Genomic DNA, 21,927 nt, shown 5'->3' with positions numbered 1-21,927 from the left:
GATCAGACGCGTTTGGCTTGAGCCGCGGCATTACCGATGTAGGAGGCTGGCGTCAGCTTCTTCAGCTCGCTGCGAGCCTCTGCAGGCATGTCCAGGCCATCGATGAAGGTCAGCAGCGCTTCGGGGCTGATGCCTTTGCCACGGGTCAGCTCCTTGAGCTTCTCGTAGGGGTTCTCGATGTTGTAGCGGCGCATGACGGTCTGGATCGGCTCGGCGAGCACTTCCCAGCAGGCGTCGAGGTCTTCGGCGATACGCGCTTGGTTGATTTCCAGCTTGCTGATGCCTTTGAGGCTGGCCTCGTAGGCGATCACGCTGTGGGCGAAACCGACGCCCAGGTTGCGCAGCACGGTGGAGTCGGTCAGGTCACGCTGCCAGCGCGACACCGGCAGCTTGCTGGCCAGGTGCTGGAACAGGGCGTTGGCGATACCCAGGTTGCCTTCGGAGTTCTCGAAGTCGATCGGGTTGACCTTGTGCGGCATGGTCGAGGAGCCGATTTCGCCAGCGATGGTGCGCTGCTTGAAGTAGCCCAGGGAGATGTAGCCCCAGACGTCGCGGTCGAAGTCGATCAGGATGGTGTTGAAGCGGGCGATCGCGTCGAACAGCTCGGCGATGTAGTCGTGCGGCTCGATCTGCGTGGTGTAGGGGTTGAACACCAGGCCCAGCTCGTCTTCGATGAAAGCGCGGGCGTTGGCTTCCCAGTCGATTTGCGGGTAGGCCGACAGGTGGGCGTTGTAGTTGCCCACGGCGCCGTTGATTTTGCCCAGCAGCGGCACGGCGGCAACCTGAGCGATCTGGCGCTCCAGACGGTAGACGACGTTGGCCAGCTCTTTACCCAGGGTGGTCGGCGAAGCCGGTTGGCCGTGGGTGCGCGACAGCATCGGCACGTCGGCGAAGCGGTGGGCCAGCTCGCGGATGGCCTGGGCGATCTGGCGCATCAGCGGCAGCAGCACGCTGTCGCGGCCTTCGCGCAGCATCAGGGCGTGGGACAGGTTGTTGATGTCCTCGCTGGTGCAGGCGAAGTGGATGAATTCACTGACCTTGGCCAGCTCCGGCAGCTTGGCAGCCTGCTCCTTGAGCAGGTACTCGATGGCCTTGACGTCGTGGTTGGTGGTGCGCTCGATCTCTTTGACGCGCTCGGCGTGCTCGAGGGCGAACTCATCGGCCAGGCCGTTGAGCAGGGCGTTGGCTTCGGCGGAAAAAGCCGGAACCTCGGCGATTTGCGGGTGGGCGGCCAGGCGCTGGAGCCAGCGAACCTCGACCAGGGCGCGGAAACGGATCAGGCCGTATTCGCTGAAAATAGGGCGCAGGGCCTGGGTTTTGCCGGCGTAGCGGCCGTCAACAGGGGAAACCGCAGTGAGCGAGGAAAGCTGCATGGGGTGTTCTCGGACAGTCAGGCTTTGAAAAGGGCGCATATCATACATGAAAAACGCGCCCGGGTCGGGTGGCTGACAAATGGTCTGCCGGTAATTCTTTGGCTTTTTCGCGGGTCAAGCCCGCTCCCACAGCAACCTTCGTTCAACTGTGGGAGCGGGCTTGACCCGCGATGGCTTTATCAGCCACGCAACATCGGATACAGCTCTTTGAGCAGTTTGCGCCGGCTGATCACCAGCTGCCAGCGATGCCCGCCGAGCTGCCGCCACAGGCGCGCGGCGCGGATGCCGGCAAGCAGCAGGGCGCGAATCTTCGAGGCGTTGCTGGGCTGCTGCAGGTGGCGCATGTCGCCGTGCACCTGGATGCGCTGGCGCAGGGTGCTCAGGGTGTCCTGGTACAGGGCGCCGCTGGAAGCGATGACATTTTCATGCACCAGGCCGAAATGCTCGGCCTGGGACTGGATTTGCGGCAGGCGGTTGCCAATCACGTCAAGCATGTCGCCGCGCTTGGCCAGCTGGCGCTCAAGGCCCAGCATCGACAGGGCATAGCGCAGCGGCTCGCGCTGCAGGCTGCCGGGGTCGCGCTCCAGGGCGCTGGCCAGAGCGCGGTAGCCGTCGCGCAGGTTCAGGTCGTCACCGCCGAATACCTCCAGGGTGTCCTTGGGGTCGCGTACCAGCAGGCTGCCGAGCATGCAGCCAAGGTTGGCCTCGCTGGCCTGGCCGGTGCGGGCGATACGGTCGACCAGCACCGCAGCCTGGAACACGCCGCCCAGGGCGATCAACTGCTCTTGCATGGCATTCATGCGCGCGCGCTCCACGGCTCGGCGGTTTCGATCACGCCGCCGCCGAGGCAGATTTCGCCGTCATAGAACACCACCGACTGGCCTGGGGTCACGGCCCGCTGCGGCTCGTCGAACACCGCGCGGTAGCCGCCCGGGGTTTGCTCCAGGGTGCAGTGCTGGTCGCTCTGGCGGTAGCGCACCTTGGCGGTCAGGCGCCGTGGGCTGGAAAGGTCAATCGGGTTGACCCAGAAAATTTCTGAAGCGAGCAGGGCGCGGGAGAACAGCCATGGGTGTTCGTTGCCCTGGCCGACCACCAGCACGTTGCGGGTCAGGTCTTTTTCCAGTACGTACCACGGCTCGTCGCCGGCGTCTTTCAGGCCGCCGATGCCCAGGCCCTGGCGCTGGCCAATGGTGTGGTACATCAGGCCATGGTGACGACCGATGACTTCGCCGTCGGTGGTCTGGATCTCGCCCGGCTGCGCGGGCAGGTACTGCTTGAGGAAGTCGCTGAAGCGCCGCTCACCAATAAAGCAGATGCCGGTGGAGTCTTTCTTCTTGGCAGTGGCCAGGCCGTGTTTCTCGGCGATGGCACGGACTTCGGGTTTTTCCAGCTCGCCGACCGGGAACAGCGTGCGGGCGATTTCCTTGCCGCCGACGGCGTGCAGGAAGTAGCTCTGGTCCTTGTTCGGGTCCAGGCCCTTGAGCAGTTCGGTACGGCCATCGGTGTCGCGGCGGCGCACGTAGTGACCGGTGGCGATCAGGTCGGCACCGAGCATCAGCGCGTAGTCGAGGAAGGCCTTGAACTTGATTTCGCGGTTGCAGAGGATGTCCGGGTTTGGCGTGCGTCCGGCCTTGTATTCGGCCAGGAAGTGCTCGAAGACGTTATCCCAGTATTCGGCGGCGAAGTTGGCGGTATGCAGCTTGATGCCGATGCGGTCGCACACGGCCTGGGCATCGGCCAGGTCTTCGCGGGCGGTGCAGTATTCGGTGCCGTCGTCCTCTTCCCAGTTCTTCATGAACAGGCCTTCCACCTGGTAGCCCTGCTCCATCAGCAGGAGGGCGGAGACGGAAGAGTCCACGCCGCCGGACATGCCGACGATAACGCGTGTCTTTTCGGGTTCGTAAAGTGCTGGACTGGTCATAGGTACCGGCTGTGTATCTGGAAAAAGACAACGATTCTATCAGGCTGCGGCCTTCAAGGCATCGTTGCTGTCAGTCGCGAATCAACGCCAGGCTGTGCAGCGGGCCGGCCAGGTAATCGTCGATGCAACGGGGCACCAGTTCGCTGCGCCAGCGCTCGGGGTCGGCCAGCAGCTCCTCGCGGCTCAGCCACACGGCGCGCACGATGTCGCTGTCCAGGGCCCGCTCGGGGTGGTGCTTGAGCGCCCGGGCGGCGAAGCAGATGCGCTGATAGGTCACGCCGTTGCTGGGGGCGGTGTACAGGTAGATGCCGACCACGCCGGTCAGCTCGACCTCCCACGCGGTTTCTTCGAGGGTTTCGCGGCGGGCGGCGTCGAGCAGGCTCTCGTTGGCCTCCAGGTGGCCGGCGGGTTGGTTGAAGACGTGCTTGCCGGCCTTGAATTCCTCGACCATGAGGAAGCGGCCCTGGTCTTCGATAATGGTGGCGACGGTGATGTGGGGGCGCACGGTCGATTCTCTCCCTAAGTTGGAAGTTTCAAGCTGCAAGCTACAAGTAAAAGCCGAGTGCGCAAGGCTCTTTCTTGTAGCTTGTAGCTTGATACTTAAAGCTAAAAAACCCCGGTGCGTGGCCGGGGTTTTTTCATTCCTTCAAGCTTACAGTGCGGCAATCGCGCTGTTGAAGGTCTGGCTCGGGCGCATCACCTTGCTGGTCAGCTCGGCATCCGGGTAGTAGTAACCACCGATGTCAGCCGGCTTGCCCTGAACGGCGTTGAGCTCGGCGACGATGGTCGCTTCGTTCTCGGCCAGGGCTTTTGCCAGTGGGGCGAAGCGCGCTTGCAGGGCGGCGTCGTCGCTCTGGGCGGCCAGGGCCTGGGCCCAGTACAGGGTCAGGTAGAAGTGGCTGCCGCGGTTGTCGATACCACCAACCTTGCGCGCCGGGGACTTGTTGGTGTCCAGGAACTGGCCGGTGGCCTGGTCCAGGGTCGCCGCCAGTACCTTGGCTTTCGGGTTGGCGTAGGCGTTGCCCAGGTGCTCCAGGGAGGCGGCCAGGGCCAGGAACTCACCCAGCGAATCCCAGCGCAGGAAGTTTTCTTCAACCAGTTGCTGTACGTGCTTGGGAGCCGAACCGCCGGCGCCGGTTTCGAACAGGCCGCCGTTGTTCATCAGCGGTACGATCGACAGCATCTTGGCGCTGGTGCCCAGCTCCATGATCGGGAACAGGTCGGTCAGGTAGTCGCGCAGCACGTTGCCGGTGACCGAGATAGTGTCCTGGCCAGCACGGATGCGCTGCAGGGAAACCTTCATGGCCTCGACAGGCGACAGGACGCGGATGTCCAGGCCAGCGGTGTCGTGGTCTTTCAGGTACTGCTGGACCTTCTCGATCAGCACGCCGTCGTGGGCACGCTGCGGGTCGAGCCAGAACAGCGCCGGGGTATTGCTGGCGCGGGCACGGTTGACGGCCAGTTTGACCCAGTCCTGGATCGGTGCGTCTTTGGTCTGGCACATGCGGAAGATGTCGCCGGCTTCGACGTCCTGGGACAGCAGCAGGTTGCCCTTGCCGTCAACCACGCGGATCACGCCGTCGGCCTTGGCCTGGAAGGTCTTGTCGTGGGAGCCGTACTCTTCGGCTTTCTGCGCCATCAGGCCAACGTTCGGCACGCTGCCCATGGTGGTCGGATCGAATGCGCCGTGTTGCTTGCAGTCTTCGATAACGGCCTGGTAGATGGTGGCGTAGCAACGGTCCGGAATCACCGCCTTGGTGTCTTGCAGCTGGCCTTCGGTGTTCCACATCTTGCCCGAGTCACGGATCATCGCCGGCATCGAGGCGTCGACGATAACGTCGCTCGGCACGTGCAGGTTGGTGATGCCCTTGTCGGAGTTGACCATGGCCAGGGCCGGGCGAACGTCGTAGACGGCTTTGACGTCAGCTTCGATCTGCGCCTGCTGCTCGGCTGGCAGGGCCTTGATACGGGCGTACAGGTCGCCGATACCGTTGTTCAGGTTGAAGCCGATCTGCGCCAGTACGTCGGCGTGCTTGTTCAGCGCGTCCTGGTAGTACTCGGCAACGATCTGGCCGAACATGATCGGGTCGGAGACCTTCATCATGGTCGCTTTCAAGTGGACCGACAGCAGGACGCCCTTGGCTTTGGCGTCGTCGATCTCGGCGGCGATGAATTTACGCAGCGCCTTGGTGCTCATGACCGCGCAGTCGACGATTTCGCCGGCCTTGACCGCGGTTTTTTCTTTCAGAACGGTGGTGTTGCCATTCTTGTCCAGCAGTTCGATGCGCAGGCTGTCATCGGCTTCGATCAGCGCGGCTTTCTCGCTGCCGTAGAAGTCGCCCTGGCTCATGTGCGCCACGTGGGACTTGGAGTCGGCTGCCCAGGCGCCCATCTTGTGTGGGTGCTTGCGTGCGTAGTTCTTGACCGACAGCGGTGCGCGGCGGTCGGAGTTGCCTTCACGCAGGACCGGGTTGACGGCACTGCCCTTGATGCGGTCGTAGCGCGCCTTGGCTTCTTTCTCGGCATCGCTGGCGGCGGCTTCAGGGTATTCAGGAATGTTGAAGCCCTTGGCTTGCAGTTCCTTGATCGCGGCCTTCAGTTGCGGAACCGAGGCGCTGATGTTCGGCAGCTTGATGATGTTGGCTTCTGGCGTGGTTGCCAGTTGGCCCAGTTCTGCCAGGTGGTCGGCCACTTGCTTGTCGGCGCCGAGCTGTTCAGGGAAGGCAGAAAGGATGCGGCCGGCCAGAGAGATGTCCCGGGTTTCTACGGCGATGTCGGCAGAAGCTGTGAAGGCTTCGATGACGGGGAGCAGTGAATAGGTGGCGAGGGCGGGGGCTTCGTCGGTGAAGGTGTAGATGATCTTGGATCGGGTGGGCATATTCGGGTTAACTCTCTGTTTTGCTGAGCGTGCGCAGAATCTCGAGGTGCGCAGGGTAGGCGCTTCGCTCAGACACATCCATGAGCAGAAGGTCGAAGATTCTGGGCGGTGATGGTGGATTGCATCAGTCGAGTGTCAAACGGCTGAACTGCGGTAACAGCCCAGTCTTGTCGGGGCCGCGGGTCTCGTTTCAGACGGTTCGCCCCCAGTGACCCTTTGGTCACCGGGCGAGTATACCAAAGCCTTGGTCGTATTGATCAAGATCAACCCGTCGCAGGGGCTTTTTTAGACCAAAGATGTAGGCGTTGCTGCCCCATCGCAGGGCATTTGCGCACGAGGTTCCCGTTGCCGTTCAACTGGGGTACGCTCAGGGGATCCAGATGACGAACCACACCAAAAAAAACGGAGTGCAGCATGGGATACCAGAAAATCAAGGTTCCGGCAGTCGGCGACAAAATCACCGTCAATGCGGACCATTCTCTCAATGTTCCTGATAATCCGATCATCCCGTTCATCGAAGGCGACGGCATTGGCGTAGATGTAAGCCCCGTCATGATCAAAGTGGTTGATGCTGCTGTAGAGAAAGCCTATGGGGGCAAGCGCAAGATTTCCTGGATGGAAGTCTACGCCGGTGAAAAAGCCACCCAGGTATACGACCAGGACACCTGGCTGCCCCAGGAAACCCTCGATGCGGTCAAGGACTACGTCGTCTCCATCAAGGGCCCGCTGACCACCCCGGTCGGTGGCGGTATCCGCTCCCTCAACGTGGCCCTGCGCCAGCAACTGGACCTGTATGTCTGCCTGCGCCCGGTGGTGTGGTTCCAGGGCGTGCCCAGCCCGGTGAAAAAGCCGGGTGACGTCGACATGGTGATCTTTCGCGAAAACTCCGAAGACATCTATGCCGGTATCGAATGGAAGGCCGGTTCGCCCGAGGCGACCAAGGTCATCAAGTTCCTCAAAGAAGAAATGGGCGTCACCAAGATCCGTTTCGACCAGGATTGCGGCATCGGCATCAAGCCGGTCTCCAAGGAAGGCACCCAGCGCCTGGTGCGCAAGGCCCTGCAATACGTGGTGGACAACGACCGCAAGTCGCTGACCATTGTGCACAAGGGCAACATCATGAAGTTCACCGAAGGTGCCTTCAAGGACTGGGGCTACGAAGTGGCCAAGAACGAATTCGGCGCCGAGCTGCTCGATGGCGGCCCGTGGATGAAGTTCAAAAACCCGAAAACCGGCCGTGAAGTCATCGTCAAGGACGCCATCGCCGACGCCATGCTCCAGCAGATCCTGCTGCGCCCGGCCGAATACGACGTGATCGCCACCCTCAACCTCAACGGTGACTACCTGTCCGACGCCCTGGCGGCGGAAGTCGGCGGCATCGGTATCGCTCCGGGCGCCAACCTGTCCGACACCGTGGCAATGTTCGAGGCTACCCACGGCACCGCGCCGAAATACGCCGGCAAGGACCAGGTCAACCCCGGTTCGGTGATTCTCTCGGCCGAGATGATGCTGCGCCACCTGGGCTGGACCGAGGCGGCCGACCTGATCATCAAGGGCACCAACGGCGCCATCGCCGCCAAGACTGTGACCTACGACTTCGAGCGCCTGATGGACGGCGCAACCCTGGTCAGCAGCTCAGGTTTCGGTGAGGCCTTGATCAAGCACATGTAAGCGGCACGAGAAAACCGGCCAGTCCTTGCGGGCTGGCCGGTTTTCTTTTGTCTGATCGCCGGGTCAGGCTTCAGTCGTTTGCGGGCTGGGGGTGGGGGAGGCAGTGGTTGGTGCGGTCGCACTCTCGATTTTGACCGCATGCAAGCCTTTGGGGCCCTGGGTGATCTCGAAGCTGACGGATTGTCCGGCTTTCAGGGTTTTATAACCTTCCATCTGGATAGCCGAGTAATGTGCAAACAGATCCTCTGTTTTCCCGTCTTCATTGATGAAGCCATAGCCCTTGGCGTTGTTGAACCACTTGACTTTACCGCTTGCCATCCTCATATCCCTCTGCAAAGGACTCCATCACTGGAGTATCATCCACTCCATCCGCATATGAACCTGCGAAAATTCTGGTTGACTGCGCGGATCTTTATCGACCACGGTGGGTTCTTATTGGTTGTAACACCGTTTTGCCGATAGTCAAGGTGAGGTGACGGCTGTCCCGCGTCGCCTGTGCGGTCAACCCATAAACCAACCTGTCGAAATGATGAAATTCTTTCCATGCATGCACATAGCCAGATTCGACTAACATTCAATCAGGATCGCCCGCAATCGCATGAGGACGATGGTTCTGGCCTGGCGGTACAGGAGGCCAAACCGGCCCTGCAGGCGCCACCCATGTACAAGGTGGTTTTGTTTAACGATGACTACACACCGATGGATTTCGTCGTCGAAGTGCTCGAGGTGTTTTTTAACCTGAATCGCGAGCTGGCGACCAAGGTCATGCTGGCCGTCCACACAGAAGGACGGGCAGTGTGCGGATTGTTTACCCGTGACATCGCCGAGACCAAGGCCATGCAGGTCAACCAATACGCAAGGGAAAGCCAGCATCCGCTACTCTGTGAAATCGAGAAGGACGGTTAATCGCCGGCCACTTGGGTATGAGGTGAAGCTATGTTAAACCGCGAGCTCGAAGTCACCCTCAATCTGGCCTTCAAGGAGGCACGCTCGAAACGTCATGAGTTCATGACCGTCGAGCACCTGCTGCTGGCACTATTGGATAATGAGGCCGCCGCGACCGTTCTGCGCGCCTGCGGCGCAAACCTCGACAAACTCAAACACGACCTGCAGGAGTTCATTGACTCCACCACGCCGTTGATCCCCGTGCACGACGAGGACCGCGAGACCCAGCCAACCCTGGGCTTCCAGCGTGTATTGCAGCGCGCAGTCTTCCATGTCCAGAGCTCGGGCAAGCGTGAAGTCACCGGTGCCAACGTGCTGGTGGCAATTTTCAGCGAACAGGAAAGCCAGGCCGTGTTCCTGCTTAAACAGCAGAGCGTGGCCCGTATCGACGTGGTCAACTACATCGCCCACGGCATCTCCAAGGTGCCGGGCCATGGTGAACACTCCGAGGGCGAACAGGAAATGCAGGACGAGGACGGCGGCGAAACTTCATCGTCGGGCAATCCCCTGGATGCCTATGCCAGCAACCTCAACGAACAGGCCCGCCAAGGGCGCATCGACCCGCTGGTCGGCCGTGAGCTTGAAGTCGAGCGCGTCGCGCAGATCCTCGCCCGTCGGCGCAAGAACAACCCGCTGCTGGTTGGCGAGGCCGGTGTCGGTAAAACCGCCATCGCCGAAGGCCTGGCCAAGCGCATCGTCGACGGCCAGGTGCCGGACCTGCTGGCACAAAGCGTGGTCTACTCGCTGGACCTGGGCGCGTTGCTGGCCGGGACCAAGTACCGTGGCGACTTCGAAAAGCGCTTCAAGGCGCTGCTCAATGAGCTGCGCAAACGCCCGCAGGCGATCCTGTTCATCGACGAGATCCACACCATCATCGGGGCCGGTGCGGCCTCCGGTGGGGTAATGGACGCCTCCAACCTGCTCAAGCCGCTGCTGTCTTCGGGTGATATACGTTGCATCGGCTCGACCACCTTCCAGGAATTTCGCGGCATCTTCGAAAAAGACCGGGCCCTGGCGCGGCGCTTCCAGAAGGTTGATGTCAGCGAGCCATCGGTGGAAGACACCGTGGGCATCCTGCGTGGGCTCAAGGGGCGGTTCGAGAGCCACCACAACATCGAGTACAGCGATGAGGCCCTGCGCGCCGCTGCCGAGCTTGCAGCGCGCTACATCAACGACCGGCACATGCCCGACAAGGCCATCGATGTGATCGACGAGGCTGGCGCCTACCAGCGCCTGCAGCCGGTGGAGATGCGCGTCAAGCGTATCGACGTGCCGCAAGTCGAAGACATCGTCGCCAAGATTGCGCGGATTCCGCCAAAGCACGTCACCAGTTCCGACAAGGAGCTGCTGCGTAACCTGGAGCGCGACCTCAAGCTGACCGTGTTTGGCCAGGATGCGGCGATCGATTCGCTGGCCACCGCCATCAAGCTGTCACGCGCCGGTCTCAAGGCGCCAGACAAGCCGGTCGGTTCGTTCCTGTTTGCCGGCCCTACCGGTGTCGGTAAAACCGAAGCGGCGCGCCAGTTGGCCAAGGCCCTGGGTGTCGAGCTGGTACGCTTTGACATGTCCGAGTACATGGAGCGTCATACCGTCTCGCGTCTGATCGGTGCGCCTCCGGGCTACGTCGGTTTCGACCAGGGCGGCCTGCTCACCGAAGCCATCACCAAGCAGCCGCACTGCGTGCTGCTGCTCGATGAGATCGAGAAGGCCCACCCGGAAGTCTTCAACCTGCTGCTGCAGGTGATGGACCACGGTACCCTGACCGACAACAACGGGCGCAAGGCGGACTTCCGTAACGTCATCGTCATCATGACCACCAACGCCGGTGCTGAAACCGCTGCGCGAGCTTCGATCGGCTTCACTCATCAAGATCACTCATCCGACGCCATGGAAGTGATCAAGAAGAGCTTCACGCCGGAGTTCCGCAATCGCCTGGACACCATCATCCAGTTTGGCCGCCTCAGCCATGAGACGATCAAGAGCGTGGTGGACAAGTTCCTCATCGAGCTGCAGGCGCAACTGGAAGACAAGCGCGTGTTGCTCGAGGTGAGCGATGCGGCGCGCGGCTGGCTGGCGGCCGGTGGCTACGATGTGCAGATGGGCGCGCGGCCAATGGCGCGGCTGATCCAGGACAAGATCAAACGGCCGCTGGCCGAAGAGATCCTGTTTGGCGAACTGGCCGAGCATGGCGGTGTGGTGCACATCGACATCCGCGATGGCGAACTGGTGTTCGACTTCGAAACCACGGCTGAGATGGCGTAGCGGCCGATTGCGGGGCAAGTCGGGTCGCCGCACCGCCGCTCCCACATGTAGGGGCGGCGGTGCGGCGACCCGACTTGACCCGCGATGCTTTTCAAAGGCCAACAAAAACGCCCGGCATTTAGCCGGGCGTTTTTGTTGGTGTCGCTTAGCGGGCGCGGTAGGTGATGCGCCCCTTGCTCAGGTCGTAAGGCGTCAGTTCGACGCGGACCTTGTCACCGGTCAGAATACGAATGTAGTTCTTGCGCATCTTTCCGGAGATGTGCGCGGTAACGACGTGCCCATTTTCCAACTCCACACGGAACATGGTGTTGGGCAGGGTGTCGACGACAGTGCCTTCCATTTCGAAGCTGTCTTCTTTCGACATGCAGTAAAGCCCTCGGTGTCCAGTTAATGGCCCGGTGCACAGCTGCGCCAGGCAAAAAAAGTGGCGTGCATTGTGCCCGAAAAATGGCCTTCAAGCCAATGATTTCAGTTCAACGTCACCCAACGTTGATTGATCAGCAGCTCGATGGGGCGGTACTGGGTCTTGTAGTTCATCTTTTTGCAGTTCTTGATCCAGTAACCGAGGTAGACCGCGTCCAGGCCCAGGCGCAGGGCTTCGGTGATCTGCCAGAGGATGGCAAAGCGCCCCAGGCTGCGCCGCTCTTCGTCCGGCTCGTAGAAGGTGTACACCGCCGACAGGCCGTTGGGCAGCAGGTCGGTGACCGCCACGGCCAGCAGGCGGCCGTCCAGGCGAAACTCGTAAAAGCGTGAAAACGGCAGATCGCGGACCAGGAAGGTGGAAAACTGGTCGCGGCTTGGCGGGTACATGTCGCCATCGGCGTGGCGCTGCTCGATGTAGCGCCGGTACAGCTCGAAGTATTCCTCCTTGAACGCCGGACGGGCGGGCGTCACGGTGATGTCGGCGTTGCGCTTGAGGATGCGTTTTTGCTGGCGGTTGGGCAAAAAGCGCGCAGCCGGGATCCGCGCCGGCACGCAGGCGTTGCAGTTCTGGCAGTGCGGGCGATACAGGTGGTCGCCGCTGCGCCGGAAGCCCATTTCCGACAGGTCTGCGTAGACGTTGACATCCATCGGCTGGCTCGGGTCGAGGAACAGCGTGGTGGCTTGCTCGTCTGGCAGGTAGCTGCAGGAATGGGGTTGAGTGGCATAAAACTTCAACCGCGCCAGCTCTGTCATGATCAACCCCTCGGGAGGTGCTTTTGTTTTAAGTGTAAGCCAGCTGGAAAAACTCGCCTAGCAAACCCAGCTGGCGCTGTTGGGCTGGTCGAGATAGCGCTGCAGGTAGTCGGCAAACGTGGCCCGGGCGATGGCGCGGGCGCCGAGGCTGTGCAGGTGGTCGGTAGGCATCTGACAGTCAATCAGGACGAATCCTGCCTGTTGCAGGTGCTCGACCAGCGCCACGAAGCCGACTTTGGAGGCGTTGTCGGCGCGGCTGAACATCGATTCGCCGAAAAACAGCCGGCCCATGGCCAGGCCGTACAGGCCGCCCACCAGCTCGCCATCGCGGCGCACCTCGACCGAATGGGCAAAGCCCTGCCGGTGCAACTGCAGGTAGGCCGCCTGCATGCTGTCGGTGATCCAGGTGCCGTCGGCGTAGGCGCGCGGTGCGGCGCAGGCGTCGATTACCGCGGCAAAGTCCTGGTCGAAGCTGACCTGGTAGTGGCCCTGGCGGATGAACTTGCGCAGCGAGCGCGACACGTGCAGCTCGTCGGGGAACAGCACGGTACGCGGGTCGGGCGACCACCAGAGGATCGGCTGGCCGTCCTGGTACCAGGGGAAGCAACCATGGCGATAGGCCTGCACCAGGCGCTCGGCGCTGAGGTCGCCGCCGGCGGCGAGCAGGCCGTTAGGGTCGCGCAGGGCTTTGTCCAGCGGCGGGAAGGTCAGGGTGTCGCGGCTCAGCCAGGTCAGCATCGTGGTCCAATGATGGAGGAGGGGAGGGCGCCCAGCATGGCCTGAAAAAGCCTCCCGGGACAAGCCTGCTCCTGCAGCGGTGATGCCGTCTGGCAACTTGCTTGGACGTTTGTTGTCACACTTGCACAAAAACACCGCATAAGCCTTTGTCACAAAAGAAAATGCGTGCTCAAATTGCTGTATAGGAAATTGGCCCCCGTTTACGCGTGTTCTGGCGTGCCGCCATGGCGGTAGGCGGGCAGTAATGTTAAAAGTAGTGGTTTGTTGACTGTTCTGTTGGGTCAATCACTGTTGGACGCGCAATGAGCGCAGGAATAGACGCGTTTTGAAGAAATCCACCGCAACACCCAGTCCCTTGCCCGTGCCGCTCTGGCGCCAGCAGCTGCACTATCGGCTCAAGGAAGGTGCGCTGATCGCCGTGGGCGCGCTGTGCCTGTACCTGTGGATGGCCTTGCTGACCTACGACCAGGCCGACCCGGGCTTCAGCCACACCAGCAACGTCGAGCAGGTGCAGAACGCCGCCGGCCGTGCCGGTGCCTACTTCGCCGACATCCTGTTCATGGTCCTGGGCTATTTCGCCTACATCTTCCCCTTGCTGCTGGCGATCAAGACCTGGCAGATCTTCCGCGAACGCCACCAGCCATGGCAGTGGAGCGGCTGGCTGTTCTCCTGGCGCCTGATCGGCCTGGTGTTCCTGGTGCTTTCGGGTGCGGCGCTGGCGCATATCCATTTCCATTCCGCCGCCAGCCTGCCGGCATCGGCCGGTGGCGCGCTGGGCGAAAGCCTTGGCGACCTGGCCAAGAACGCCCTGAACGTGCAGGGCAGCACGCTGATGTTCATCGCCTTGTTCCTGTTCGGCCTGACCGTGTTCACCGACCTGTCGTGGTTCAAGGTCATGGACATCACCGGCAAGATCACCCTCGACCTGTTCGAGCTGTTCCAGGGCGCCGCCAACCGCTGGTGGGAAGCCCGCAACGAGCGCAAGCGCCTGGTGGCGCAGCTGCGTGAGGTCGACGACCAGGTTCATGATGTGGTCGCCCCGGTAGCCCCTGACCGCCGCGAGCAGGCCAAGGCCAAGGAGCGCATCCTCGAGCGCGACCAGGCCCTGAGCAAGCATGTTGCCGAGCGCGTGCAGCAACCGGCGCCGGTGATCATGCCGGCCCCGGCCAAGGCGCCGGAGCCGAGCAAGCGCGTGCAGAAAGAAAAGCAGGCGCCGCTGTTCGTCGACAGCGCCATCGAAGGCACCTTGCCGCCGATCTCGATCCTCGATCCTGCCGAGAAGAAGCAGGTCAACTACTCGCCAGAGTCCCTGGCCGGGGTTGGCCACCTGCTGGAAATCAAGCTCAAGGAATTCGGCGTCGAAGTCTCGGTAGACTCGATCCACCCAGGCCCGGTGATTACCCGGTACGAAATCCAGCCGGCCGCTGGCGTCAAGGTCAGCCGCATCGCCAACCTGGCCAAGGACCTGGCCCGTTCCCTGGCCGTGACCAGCGTGCGCGTGGTTGAAGTGATCCCTGGCAAGACCACCGTCGGTATCGAGATTCCCAACGAAGACCGGCAGATCGTGCGCTTCTCCGAAGTGCTGTCGTCGCCGCAATACGACGAAGCCAAGTCGCCGGTGACCATGGCCCTGGGCCACGACATCGGCGGCAAGCCGGTGATCACCGACCTTGCGAAGATGCCGCACCTGCTGGTGGCCGGTACCACCGGTTCCGGTAAGTCGGTGGGCGTCAACGCCATGATCCTGTCGATCCTGTTCAAGTCGGGCCCGGAAGACGCCAAACTGATCATGATCGACCCGAAAATGCTCGAGCTGTCGATCTACGAAGGCATTCCGCACCTGCTCTGCCCGGTGGTCACCGACATGAAGGACGCCGCCAACGCCCTGCGCTGGAGCGTCGCCGAGATGGAACGGCGCTACAAGCTGATGGCGGCCATGGGCGTGCGTAACCTGGCCGGCTTCAACCGCAAGGTCAAGGATGCCGAAGAGGCCGGCGAGCCGATCTACGACCCGATGTTCAAGCGCGAAAGCATGGACGACGTGCCGCCGCTGCTGAAAACCCTGCCGACCATCGTTGTAGTGGTCGACGAGTTTGCCGACATGATGATGATCGTCGGCAAGAAGGTTGAAGAGCTGATCGCGCGTATCGCCCAGAAGGCCCGTGCCGCCGGTATCCACCTGATTCTCGCCACCCAGCGGCCATCGGTGGACGTGATTACCGGCCTGATCAAGGCCAACATCCCGACGCGGATGGCCTTCCAGGTATCGAGCAAGATCGACTCGCGGACCATCATCGACCAGGGCGGCGCCGAGCAGTTGCTGGGCCACGGTGACATGCTCTACATGCCGCCGGGCACCAGCCTGCCGATTCGTGTGCATGGCGCCTTCGTCTCCGATGACGAGGTGCATCGCGTGGTCGAGGCCTGGAAGCTGCGAGGCGCCCCGGACTACAACGACGACATCCTCAGCGGCGTCGAAGAGGCCGGCAGCGGCTTCGACGGCGGCAGTGGCGGTGGTGACGGCGACGATGCCGAAACCGACGCGCTGTACGATGAAGCCGTGCAGTTCGTGCTGGAAAGCCGCCGGGCCTCCATCTCCGCCGTACAGCGCAAGCTGAAGATCGGCTACAACCGCGCCGCGCGGATGATCGAGGCGATGGAGATGGCCGGTGTGGTCACCGCCATGAACACCAACGGTTCGCGCGAAGTGATTGCCCCCGGGCCGTCCCGCGACTGATGATCCAACCTGCTGGCGGCCAGTGACGGCCGTCGGCCCCTTCATACTGCAACGAGGATTTCCATGCGCCTGATTCGCATGCTGTTGGTTTCCGCTATGGCCCTGTCCAGCGCTTCGGCAATTGCCGCCGAGGCCGATGCGGCGCGCCTGACCCAGTTGCTGGACAAGTCCAAAACCATTAGCGCCAATTTCTCCCAGCTGACCCTCGATGGCACCGGCACCCAGCTGCAGGAAACCACCGGGCAGATGGCCGTGCAGCGCCCGGGCCTGTTCTACTGGCACACCGACGCGCCACAGGAGCAGGTGGTAGTCTCGGACGGCAAGAACGTCACATTGTGGGACCCTGACCTGGAACAGGCTACCATCAAGAAACTTGACCAGCGTTTGACCGAAACCCCGGCACTGCTGCTGTCCGGTGACGTCTCGAAGATCAGCCAGAGCTTCGACATCACCTCCAAGGAGCAGGGCGAGGTCATGGATTTCGTACTCAAGCCGAAAACCAAGGACACCCTGTTCGACTCGCTGCGCCTGTCGTTCCGTCGTGGCCTGGTCAATGACATGCAACTGATCGACAGCGTCGGCCAGCGCACCAACATCCTGTTCACCGGGGTGAAGGCCAACGAGCAGATCCCGGCCAGCAAGTTCAAGTTCGACGTGCCCAAGGGCGCTGATGTGATCAAAGAGTAAGAGGTCAAGCCGCCGTTCATGGACCTGTTTCGTAGCGACCCCGTAGCCCAGCCCCTGGCCGCGCGCCTGCGCCCGGCCAACCTGGACGAGTACGTTGGCCAGGAGCACCTGCTGGCCCGCGGCAAGCCGCTGCGCGAGGCACTGGAAGCGGGCGCGCTGCACTCGATGATCTTCTGGGGCCCGCCCGGGGTCGGCAAGACTACCCTGGCGCGGCTGCTGGCGCAGTTCTGCGACGCCCACTTCGAGACCGTTTCGGCGGTGTTGGCCGGGGTCAAGGAAATCCGCCACGCGGTGGACATCGCCAAGCAGCAGGCGGGGCAGTACGGGCGCCGGACGATTCTGTTCGTCGATGAAGTGCACCGCTTCAACAAGTCCCAGCAAGATGCCTTTCTGCCCTATGTGGAAGACGGCACGCTGATCTTCATCGGCGCCACCACCGAGAACCCCTCGTTCGAGCTCAACAACGCGCTGCTGTCGCGGGCGCGGGTGTATGTGCTCAAAAGCCTCGATGAAGCGGCGCTGCGCAAGTTGGTCAACCGCGCCCTGACTGAAGAGCGCGGCCTGGGCAAGCGCCAGTTGCGGGTCGGCGACGAAGCCTTCCAGATGCTCATGGCCGCCGCCGATGGCGATGGCCGGCGCATGCTCAACTTTCTTGAAAACGCCTCGGACCTGGCCGAAGACGGCGGCGAAATCGGCGTCGAGCTGCTGCAGAGCCTGCTCGGCGACAGCCGCCGGCGTTTCGACAAGGGCGGCGAAGCCTTCTATGACCAGATCTCGGCGCTGCACAAATCAGTGCGCGGCTCCAACCCCGACGGCGCCCTGTACTGGTTCGCGCGCATGCTCGATGGCGGCTGCGACCCGCTGTACATCGCCCGCCGCGTGGTGCGCATGGCCAGCGAAGACATCGGCAACGCCGACCCCCGCGCCCTGAGCCTGTGCCTGGCGGCCTGGGACGTGCAGGAGCGCCTGGGCAGCCCCGAAGGCGAGCTGGCGGTGGCCCAGGCCATTACCTACCTTGCCTGCGCACCGAAGAGCAACGCGGTGTACATGGGCTTCAAGACCGCCCTGCGCGAAGCCGGCGAGCACGGCTCGCTGGAAGTGCCGCTGCACCTGCGCAACGCGCCCACAAAACTGATGAAGCAACTGGGCTATGGCGATGAATACCGCTACGCCCACGACGAGCCGGATGCCTACGCTGCCGGTGAGGACTACTTCCCCGACAACCTCGCGCCGCGCCACTATTACCAACCGGTGCCGCGCGGCCTGGAACTGAAGATCGGCGAGAAGCTCAGGCACCTGGCCGAACTCGACCGCAACAGCCCGCGGCAGCGGAGAAAACCATGATTGCGCTGATCGCTGCGGTCAGCGCCGGCGGCATCGCCGGTACCTTGCTGCGCTTTGCCACGGCCAATTGGGTCAACGCACACTGGCCACGCCACTTCTATCTCGGTACGCTGGCGGTCAATCTGCTCGGCTGCCTGCTGATCGGCTTGCTCTACGGGCTGTTTGTGCATCGCCCGCTGGTGCCGGTCGAGCTGCGCGCGGGCCTGATCGTCGGCTTTCTCGGCGGTCTGACAACCTTTTCATCCTTTTCACTGGACACCGTGCGCCTGCTCGAAAGCGGGCAGGCGCCGCTGGCCTTCGGGTATGCCGGAGCCAGCGTATTGGGCGGGCTGCTCGCTACCTGGGCCGGCCTGTCTTTGACCAAATTCTGAACCAACGAGAGAACGATATGCTCGATTCCAAACTGTTACGCGGCCAACTTCAGGAAGTGGCGGACCGCCTGGCCTCCCGTGGCTTCAGCCTGGATGTCGCGCGCATCGAGGCCCTGGAAGAACGCCGCAAGGTGGTGCAGACCCGTACCGAACAACTGCAAGCCGAGCGTAACGCCCGTTCCAAATCCATCGGCCAGGCCAAGGCCAAGGGCGAAGACATCGCCCCGCTGATGGCGGACGTCGAGCGCATGGCGGGTGAACTTGCCAGCGGCAAGGTCGAGCTGGACGGCATCCAGGCCGAACTGGATGGCATCCTGCTGGGTATTCCCAACCTGCCGGATGACAGCGTGCCGGTCGGCGCCGATGAAGACCACAACGTCGAAGTGCGTCGTTGGGGCACCCCGCGCGCCTTCGACTTCGAGATCAAGGACCACGTGGCGCTCGGCGAGCTGACCGGCGGCCTGGACTTCGAAACCGCGGCCAAGCTGTCGGGCGCCCGTTTTGCCCTGCTGCGCGGCCCGATCGCGCGCCTGCACCGCGCCCTGGCGCAGTTCATGATCAACCTGCACACCAGCGAGCACGGCTACGAAGAAGCCTACACTCCGTACCTGGTCCAGGCTCCGGCACTGCAAGGCACCGGCCAGTTGCCCAAGTTCGAGGAAGACCTGTTCAAGATCAGCCGTGATGGCGAAGCCGACTTCTACCTGATCCCGACTGCCGAGGTGTCGCTGACCAACATCGTGGCCGGCGAGATCCTCGACGCCAAGCAACTGCCGATCAAGTTCGTCGCCCATACCCCGTGCTTCCGTAGCGAAGCCGGTGCTTCGGGCCGCGACACCCGCGGCATGATCCGCCAGCACCAGTTCGACAAGGTCGAAATGGTACAGATCGTCGAGCCGGGCAAATCCATGGAAGCCCTCGAAGGCCTGACCGCCAACGCCGAACGCGTCCTGCAGGCCCTGGAGCTGCCATACCGGGTACTGGCGCTGTGCACTGGCGACATGGGCTTCAGCGCGGTGAAAACCTACGACCTGGAAGTCTGGGTGCCAAGCCAGGACAAGTACCGCGAAATCTCCTCGTGCTCCAACTGTGGCGATTTCCAGGCCCGGCGCATGCAGGCGCGCTGGCGCAACCCGGAAACCGGCAAGCCGGAACTGGTGCACACCCTCAACGGTTCGGGCCTGGCAGTTGGCCGGACCCTGGTGGCGGTGCTCGAGAACTACCAGCAGGCCGACGGTTCGATCCGCGTGCCAGAAGTGCTCAAGCCGTACATGGGTGGCCTGGAGGTCATCGGTTAAATGGAATTCCTGCCGCTGTTCCACAAACTGCGCGGCAGCCGTGTGCTGATCGTCGGCGCAGGCGAGATTGCCCTGCGCAAATCGCGTCTGCTGGCCGACGCCGGGGCTGTGCTGCGGGTCGTGGCGCCCGAGATCGAAGCGCAACTGGCCGAGCTTGCCCGGCACAGCGGTGGTGAAATCCTCAGCCGTGGTTACCAGCCTGGCGACCTCGACGGTTGCCAGCTGATCATTGCCGCCACCGACGACCAGGCGCTCAACGCCCAGGTCTCGGCCGATGCCCAGCAGCGCTGCGTACCGGTCAACGTGGTCGATGCACCGGCGCTGTGTTCGGTGATCTTCCCGGCTATTGTCGACCGTTCGCCATTGGTAGTGGCGGTGTCCAGCGGCGGCGATGCGCCGGTGCTGGCGCGGCTGATCCGGGCCAAGCTGGAAACCTGGATTCCCGCCGCCTATGGCGAGCTGGCCGGCCTTGGCGCGCGCTTTCGGCACAAGGTCAAGGCGCTGTACCCGGACGTCAATCAGCGTCGCGGTTTCTGGGAAGATGTCTTCCAGGGCCCGATCGCCGAGCGGCAACTGGCCGGGCAGGGCGCTGAAGCCGAGCGCCTGCTGCAAGCCAAGATCGACGGTGCCACTTACCAGGCGCCGGGCGAGGTGTACCTGGTCGGCGCTGGCCCCGGTGACCCGGACCTGCTGACCTTCCGCGCCTTGCGCCTGATGCAGCAAGCCGACGTGGTGCTCTACGATCGCCTGGTCGCCCCGGCGATCATCGAGCTGTGCCGCCGTGATGCCGAGCGTATCTACGTCGGCAAGCGCCGCGCCGACCACGCCGTGCCGCAAGCGCAGATCAACCAGCAACTGGTCGACCTGGCGCGTCAGGGCAAGCGGGTGCTGCGTCTGAAGGGCGGCGATCCGTTCATCTTCGGCCGTGGCGGCGAAGAGATCGAGGAGCTGGCGGCCCAGGGCATTCCGTTCCAGGTGGTGCCGGGGATTACCGCGGCCAGCGGCTGCTCGGCCTATGCCGGCATCCCGCTGACCCACCGCGACTATGCGCAGTCGGTGCGTTTCGTCACCGGTCACCTCAAGGACGGTACCAGCGACCTGCCCTGGCACGACCTGGTGGCACCGGCGCAGACCCTGGTGTTCTACATGGGCCTGGTGGGCCTGCCGACCATCTGTGCCGAGCTGATTCGTCACGGGCGGGCGGCCGATACCCCGGCGGCCCTGGTGCAGCAGGGCACCACGCCGAACCAGCGGGTGTTCACCGGCACCCTGGCCGACTTGCCCAAGCTTGTGGCAGAGCATGAAGTGCATGCACCGACCCTGGTGATCGTCGGCGAAGTCGTACAGCTGCGCGAGAAACTGGCCTGGTTCGAAGGCGCCCAGCCTTGAAATCATCGCGGGTCAAGCCCGCTCCCACAAAACCTGTGGGAGCGGGCTTGACCCGCGATGAATCCACCCCTATTCCCCAGCCTTGCGCCAAATCCCTCGCCCCACCAACCGCTGCCGATCATGCCCCAGCTCAAAATCCTGCAACGGCCCCTTGGGCACAATCCCGTTCGGATTGATGGTCTTGTGGCTCATGTAGTAATGCTTCTGGATATGCTCGAAATTCACCGTCTCGGCGATCCCCGGCCACTGGTACAGCTCCCGTAGCCAGTTCGACAGGTTCGGGTAATCGGCAATGCGCCGCAGGTTGCACTTGAAGTGTCCGTGGTACACCGCGTCAAAGCGGATCAGCGTGGTGAACAGCCGCCAGTCGGCCTCGGTCAGGTATTCCCCGGCCAGATAGCGCTGGGTGCCCAGCAGCCGCTCCAGATGATCCAGCTCGGCAAACACCTCGTCAAAGGCCTGCTCGTAGGCCGCCTGCGACGTGGCAAAGCCCGCCCGGTACACGCCGTTGTTGACCGCTGGGTAGATCCGTTCGTTGAGTGCGTCGATCTGCTCGCGCAAGGGTTCGGGATACAGGTCCAGGCGATTGCCGGTCAGTTCGTCGAAGGCCGAGTTGAAGATGCGAATGATCTCTGCCGATTCGTTGTTGACGATGCGCTGCTCGTGTTTGTCCCACAGCACCGGCACCGTGACCCGGCCGCTGTAGTGTGGGTCGTCGCGGGTGTAGCGCTGGTGCAGGAAGTCCAGGTGCTCAAGCTTGTCACCGGTCGAGCCCTTGTTCTGGTCGAAAGTCCAGCCATGCTCGGCCATCAGCCAACTGACCACCGACACATCGATCAGGCTCTCAAGGCCCTTGAGCTTGCGAAAGATCAGGGTGCGGTGGGCCCAGGGGCAAGCCAGCGACACGTACAGGTGATAACGGCCGGCTTCGGCGCCGGGCAGGGCGTTGCGCCGCTGCGCGCTTTCGCGCTGGAAGGCGCCGTCTTTGCTGCTTTCATACCACTGGTCGTGCCAGCGTCCGTCGATCAACAGGCCCATGCTGAGCTCCTTGGCGATTCGTTCTGATATAGAACCCAGTGTACGGAGCTGGGTTCGAACGAATAGCGCAAAGTCCGGGCCTGTTTGATCGGCTCAGTC

At 62.7% G+C, this 21,927-nt stretch carries 19 protein-coding genes; 9 read left to right on the top strand and 10 right to left on the bottom strand.

Annotated features, from left to right (window positions below; all coding sequences use genetic code 11):
- Nucleotides 1-2 precede the first annotated feature (2 nt).
- The 5 genes from purB to JYG36_RS17630 form a co-directional block, all read right to left on the bottom strand.
- Nucleotides 3-1,373 carry an adenylosuccinate lyase gene (gene purB / locus JYG36_RS17650; RefSeq protein WP_010226761.1) on the bottom strand — a complete coding sequence of 457 codons (1,371 nt, stop codon included), beginning with the start codon at nt 1,371-1,373 and terminating at the stop codon, nt 3-5.
- 179 nt (nt 1,374-1,552) lie between these two features.
- On the bottom strand, nt 1,553-2,173 hold the full coding sequence (gene hflD, locus JYG36_RS17645) for a high frequency lysogenization protein HflD (RefSeq protein ID WP_045201395.1): 621 nt from the start codon (nt 2,171-2,173) through the stop codon (nt 1,553-1,555).
- Nucleotides 2,170-3,294 carry a tRNA 2-thiouridine(34) synthase MnmA gene (gene mnmA / locus JYG36_RS17640; RefSeq protein ID WP_045201396.1) on the bottom strand — a complete coding sequence of 375 codons (1,125 nt, stop codon included), beginning with the start codon at nt 3,292-3,294 and terminating at the stop codon, nt 2,170-2,172. The genes hflD and mnmA overlap by 4 nt, the downstream gene beginning before the upstream one ends.
- 70 nt (nt 3,295-3,364) lie before the next feature.
- Complete coding sequence (locus JYG36_RS17635; protein ID WP_045201507.1) at nt 3,365-3,745, bottom strand: NUDIX hydrolase; 381 nt, start codon at nt 3,743-3,745, stop codon at nt 3,365-3,367.
- 201 nt (nt 3,746-3,946) lie between these two features.
- Nucleotides 3,947-6,172, bottom strand: coding sequence for an NADP-dependent isocitrate dehydrogenase (locus JYG36_RS17630; protein ID WP_213601867.1), 2,226 nt, complete (start codon nt 6,170-6,172; stop codon nt 3,947-3,949).
- A 414-nt stretch (nt 6,173-6,586) separates the two neighbouring features.
- On the opposite strand from JYG36_RS17630, the gene icd reads away from it, so the two are divergent.
- Nucleotides 6,587-7,843 carry an NADP-dependent isocitrate dehydrogenase gene (icd, locus tag JYG36_RS17625; protein ID WP_045201398.1) on the top strand — a complete coding sequence of 419 codons (1,257 nt, stop codon included), beginning with the start codon at nt 6,587-6,589 and terminating at the stop codon, nt 7,841-7,843.
- A 63-nt stretch (nt 7,844-7,906) separates the two neighbouring features.
- Here the strand turns inward: icd and cspD are convergent, their stop codons facing one another.
- Entirely contained in the window at nt 7,907-8,161 is a 255-nt protein-coding gene (cspD, locus tag JYG36_RS17620) for a cold shock domain-containing protein CspD (protein ID WP_093384904.1), read from the bottom strand.
- A gap of 225 nt (nt 8,162-8,386) precedes the next feature.
- Between cspD and clpS the strand changes: the two genes are divergently transcribed.
- Entirely contained in the window at nt 8,387-8,749 is a 363-nt protein-coding gene (gene clpS, locus JYG36_RS17615; RefSeq protein WP_009400967.1) for an ATP-dependent Clp protease adapter ClpS, read from the top strand.
- A gap of 30 nt (nt 8,750-8,779) precedes the next feature.
- Nucleotides 8,780-11,050: an ATP-dependent Clp protease ATP-binding subunit ClpA gene (gene clpA, locus JYG36_RS17610; RefSeq protein WP_093384901.1), complete on the top strand. Its 2,271-nt coding sequence runs from the start codon at nt 8,780-8,782 to the stop codon at nt 11,048-11,050.
- A gap of 145 nt (nt 11,051-11,195) precedes the next feature.
- On the opposite strand, the gene infA is transcribed toward clpA, so the two are convergent.
- The 3 genes from infA to aat form a co-directional block, all read right to left on the bottom strand.
- The gene (infA, locus tag JYG36_RS17605) at nt 11,196-11,414 is read right to left on the bottom strand and encodes a translation initiation factor IF-1 (protein ID WP_002553999.1); all 219 of its coding nucleotides are present in this window, start codon (nt 11,412-11,414) and stop codon (nt 11,196-11,198) included.
- Between the two features lie 104 nt (nt 11,415-11,518).
- On the bottom strand, nt 11,519-12,226 hold the full coding sequence (locus JYG36_RS17600; protein WP_045201401.1) for an arginyltransferase: 708 nt from the start codon (nt 12,224-12,226) through the stop codon (nt 11,519-11,521).
- Between the two features lie 57 nt (nt 12,227-12,283).
- Complete coding sequence (gene aat, locus JYG36_RS17595; RefSeq protein WP_093384897.1) at nt 12,284-12,964, bottom strand: leucyl/phenylalanyl-tRNA--protein transferase; 681 nt, start codon at nt 12,962-12,964, stop codon at nt 12,284-12,286.
- A gap of 325 nt (nt 12,965-13,289) precedes the next feature.
- Between aat and ftsK the strand changes: the two genes are divergently transcribed.
- The 6 genes from ftsK to cysG all read left to right on the top strand — a co-directional run bounded on the left by ftsK (nt 13,290) and on the right by cysG (nt 20,790).
- Complete coding sequence (ftsK, locus tag JYG36_RS17590; RefSeq protein WP_213601865.1) at nt 13,290-15,701, top strand: DNA translocase FtsK; 2,412 nt, start codon at nt 13,290-13,292, stop codon at nt 15,699-15,701.
- Between the two features lie 63 nt (nt 15,702-15,764).
- Entirely contained in the window at nt 15,765-16,388 is a 624-nt protein-coding gene (lolA, locus tag JYG36_RS17585; protein WP_045201404.1) for an outer membrane lipoprotein periplasmic chaperone LolA, read from the top strand.
- Nucleotides 16,389-16,406: 18 nt separating this feature from the next.
- Nucleotides 16,407-17,732 (top strand): replication-associated recombination protein A, encoded by a 1,326-nt coding sequence (locus JYG36_RS17580; RefSeq protein WP_045201405.1) that lies wholly within the window; start codon nt 16,407-16,409, stop codon nt 17,730-17,732.
- Nucleotides 17,729-18,103, top strand: a complete 375-nt coding sequence (crcB, locus tag JYG36_RS17575; protein ID WP_093384894.1) for a fluoride efflux transporter CrcB — start codon at nt 17,729-17,731, stop codon at nt 18,101-18,103. Before JYG36_RS17580 ends, crcB begins: the two co-directional genes overlap by 4 nt.
- Before the next feature lie 17 nt (nt 18,104-18,120).
- Nucleotides 18,121-19,401 carry a serine--tRNA ligase gene (serS, locus tag JYG36_RS17570; RefSeq protein ID WP_045201407.1) on the top strand — a complete coding sequence of 427 codons (1,281 nt, stop codon included), beginning with the start codon at nt 18,121-18,123 and terminating at the stop codon, nt 19,399-19,401.
- Nucleotides 19,402-20,790, top strand: coding sequence for a siroheme synthase CysG (cysG, locus tag JYG36_RS17565; RefSeq protein WP_093384891.1), 1,389 nt, complete (start codon nt 19,402-19,404; stop codon nt 20,788-20,790).
- Between the two features lie 69 nt (nt 20,791-20,859).
- On the opposite strand, the gene JYG36_RS17560 is transcribed toward cysG, so the two are convergent.
- Complete coding sequence (locus tag JYG36_RS17560) at nt 20,860-21,828, bottom strand: glutathione S-transferase family protein (RefSeq protein WP_213601863.1); 969 nt, start codon at nt 21,826-21,828, stop codon at nt 20,860-20,862.
- Nucleotides 21,829-21,927 lie beyond the last annotated feature (99 nt).

Origin of the sequence: Pseudomonas sp. SORT22 (assembly GCF_018417635.1) — a bacterium.
In the GTDB taxonomy this organism is placed as follows: Bacteria; Pseudomonadota; Gammaproteobacteria; order Pseudomonadales; family Pseudomonadaceae; genus Aquipseudomonas.
The sequence above is the reverse complement of the archived record's forward strand: the minus strand, read 5'-3'. Positions and strand labels throughout refer to the sequence as shown.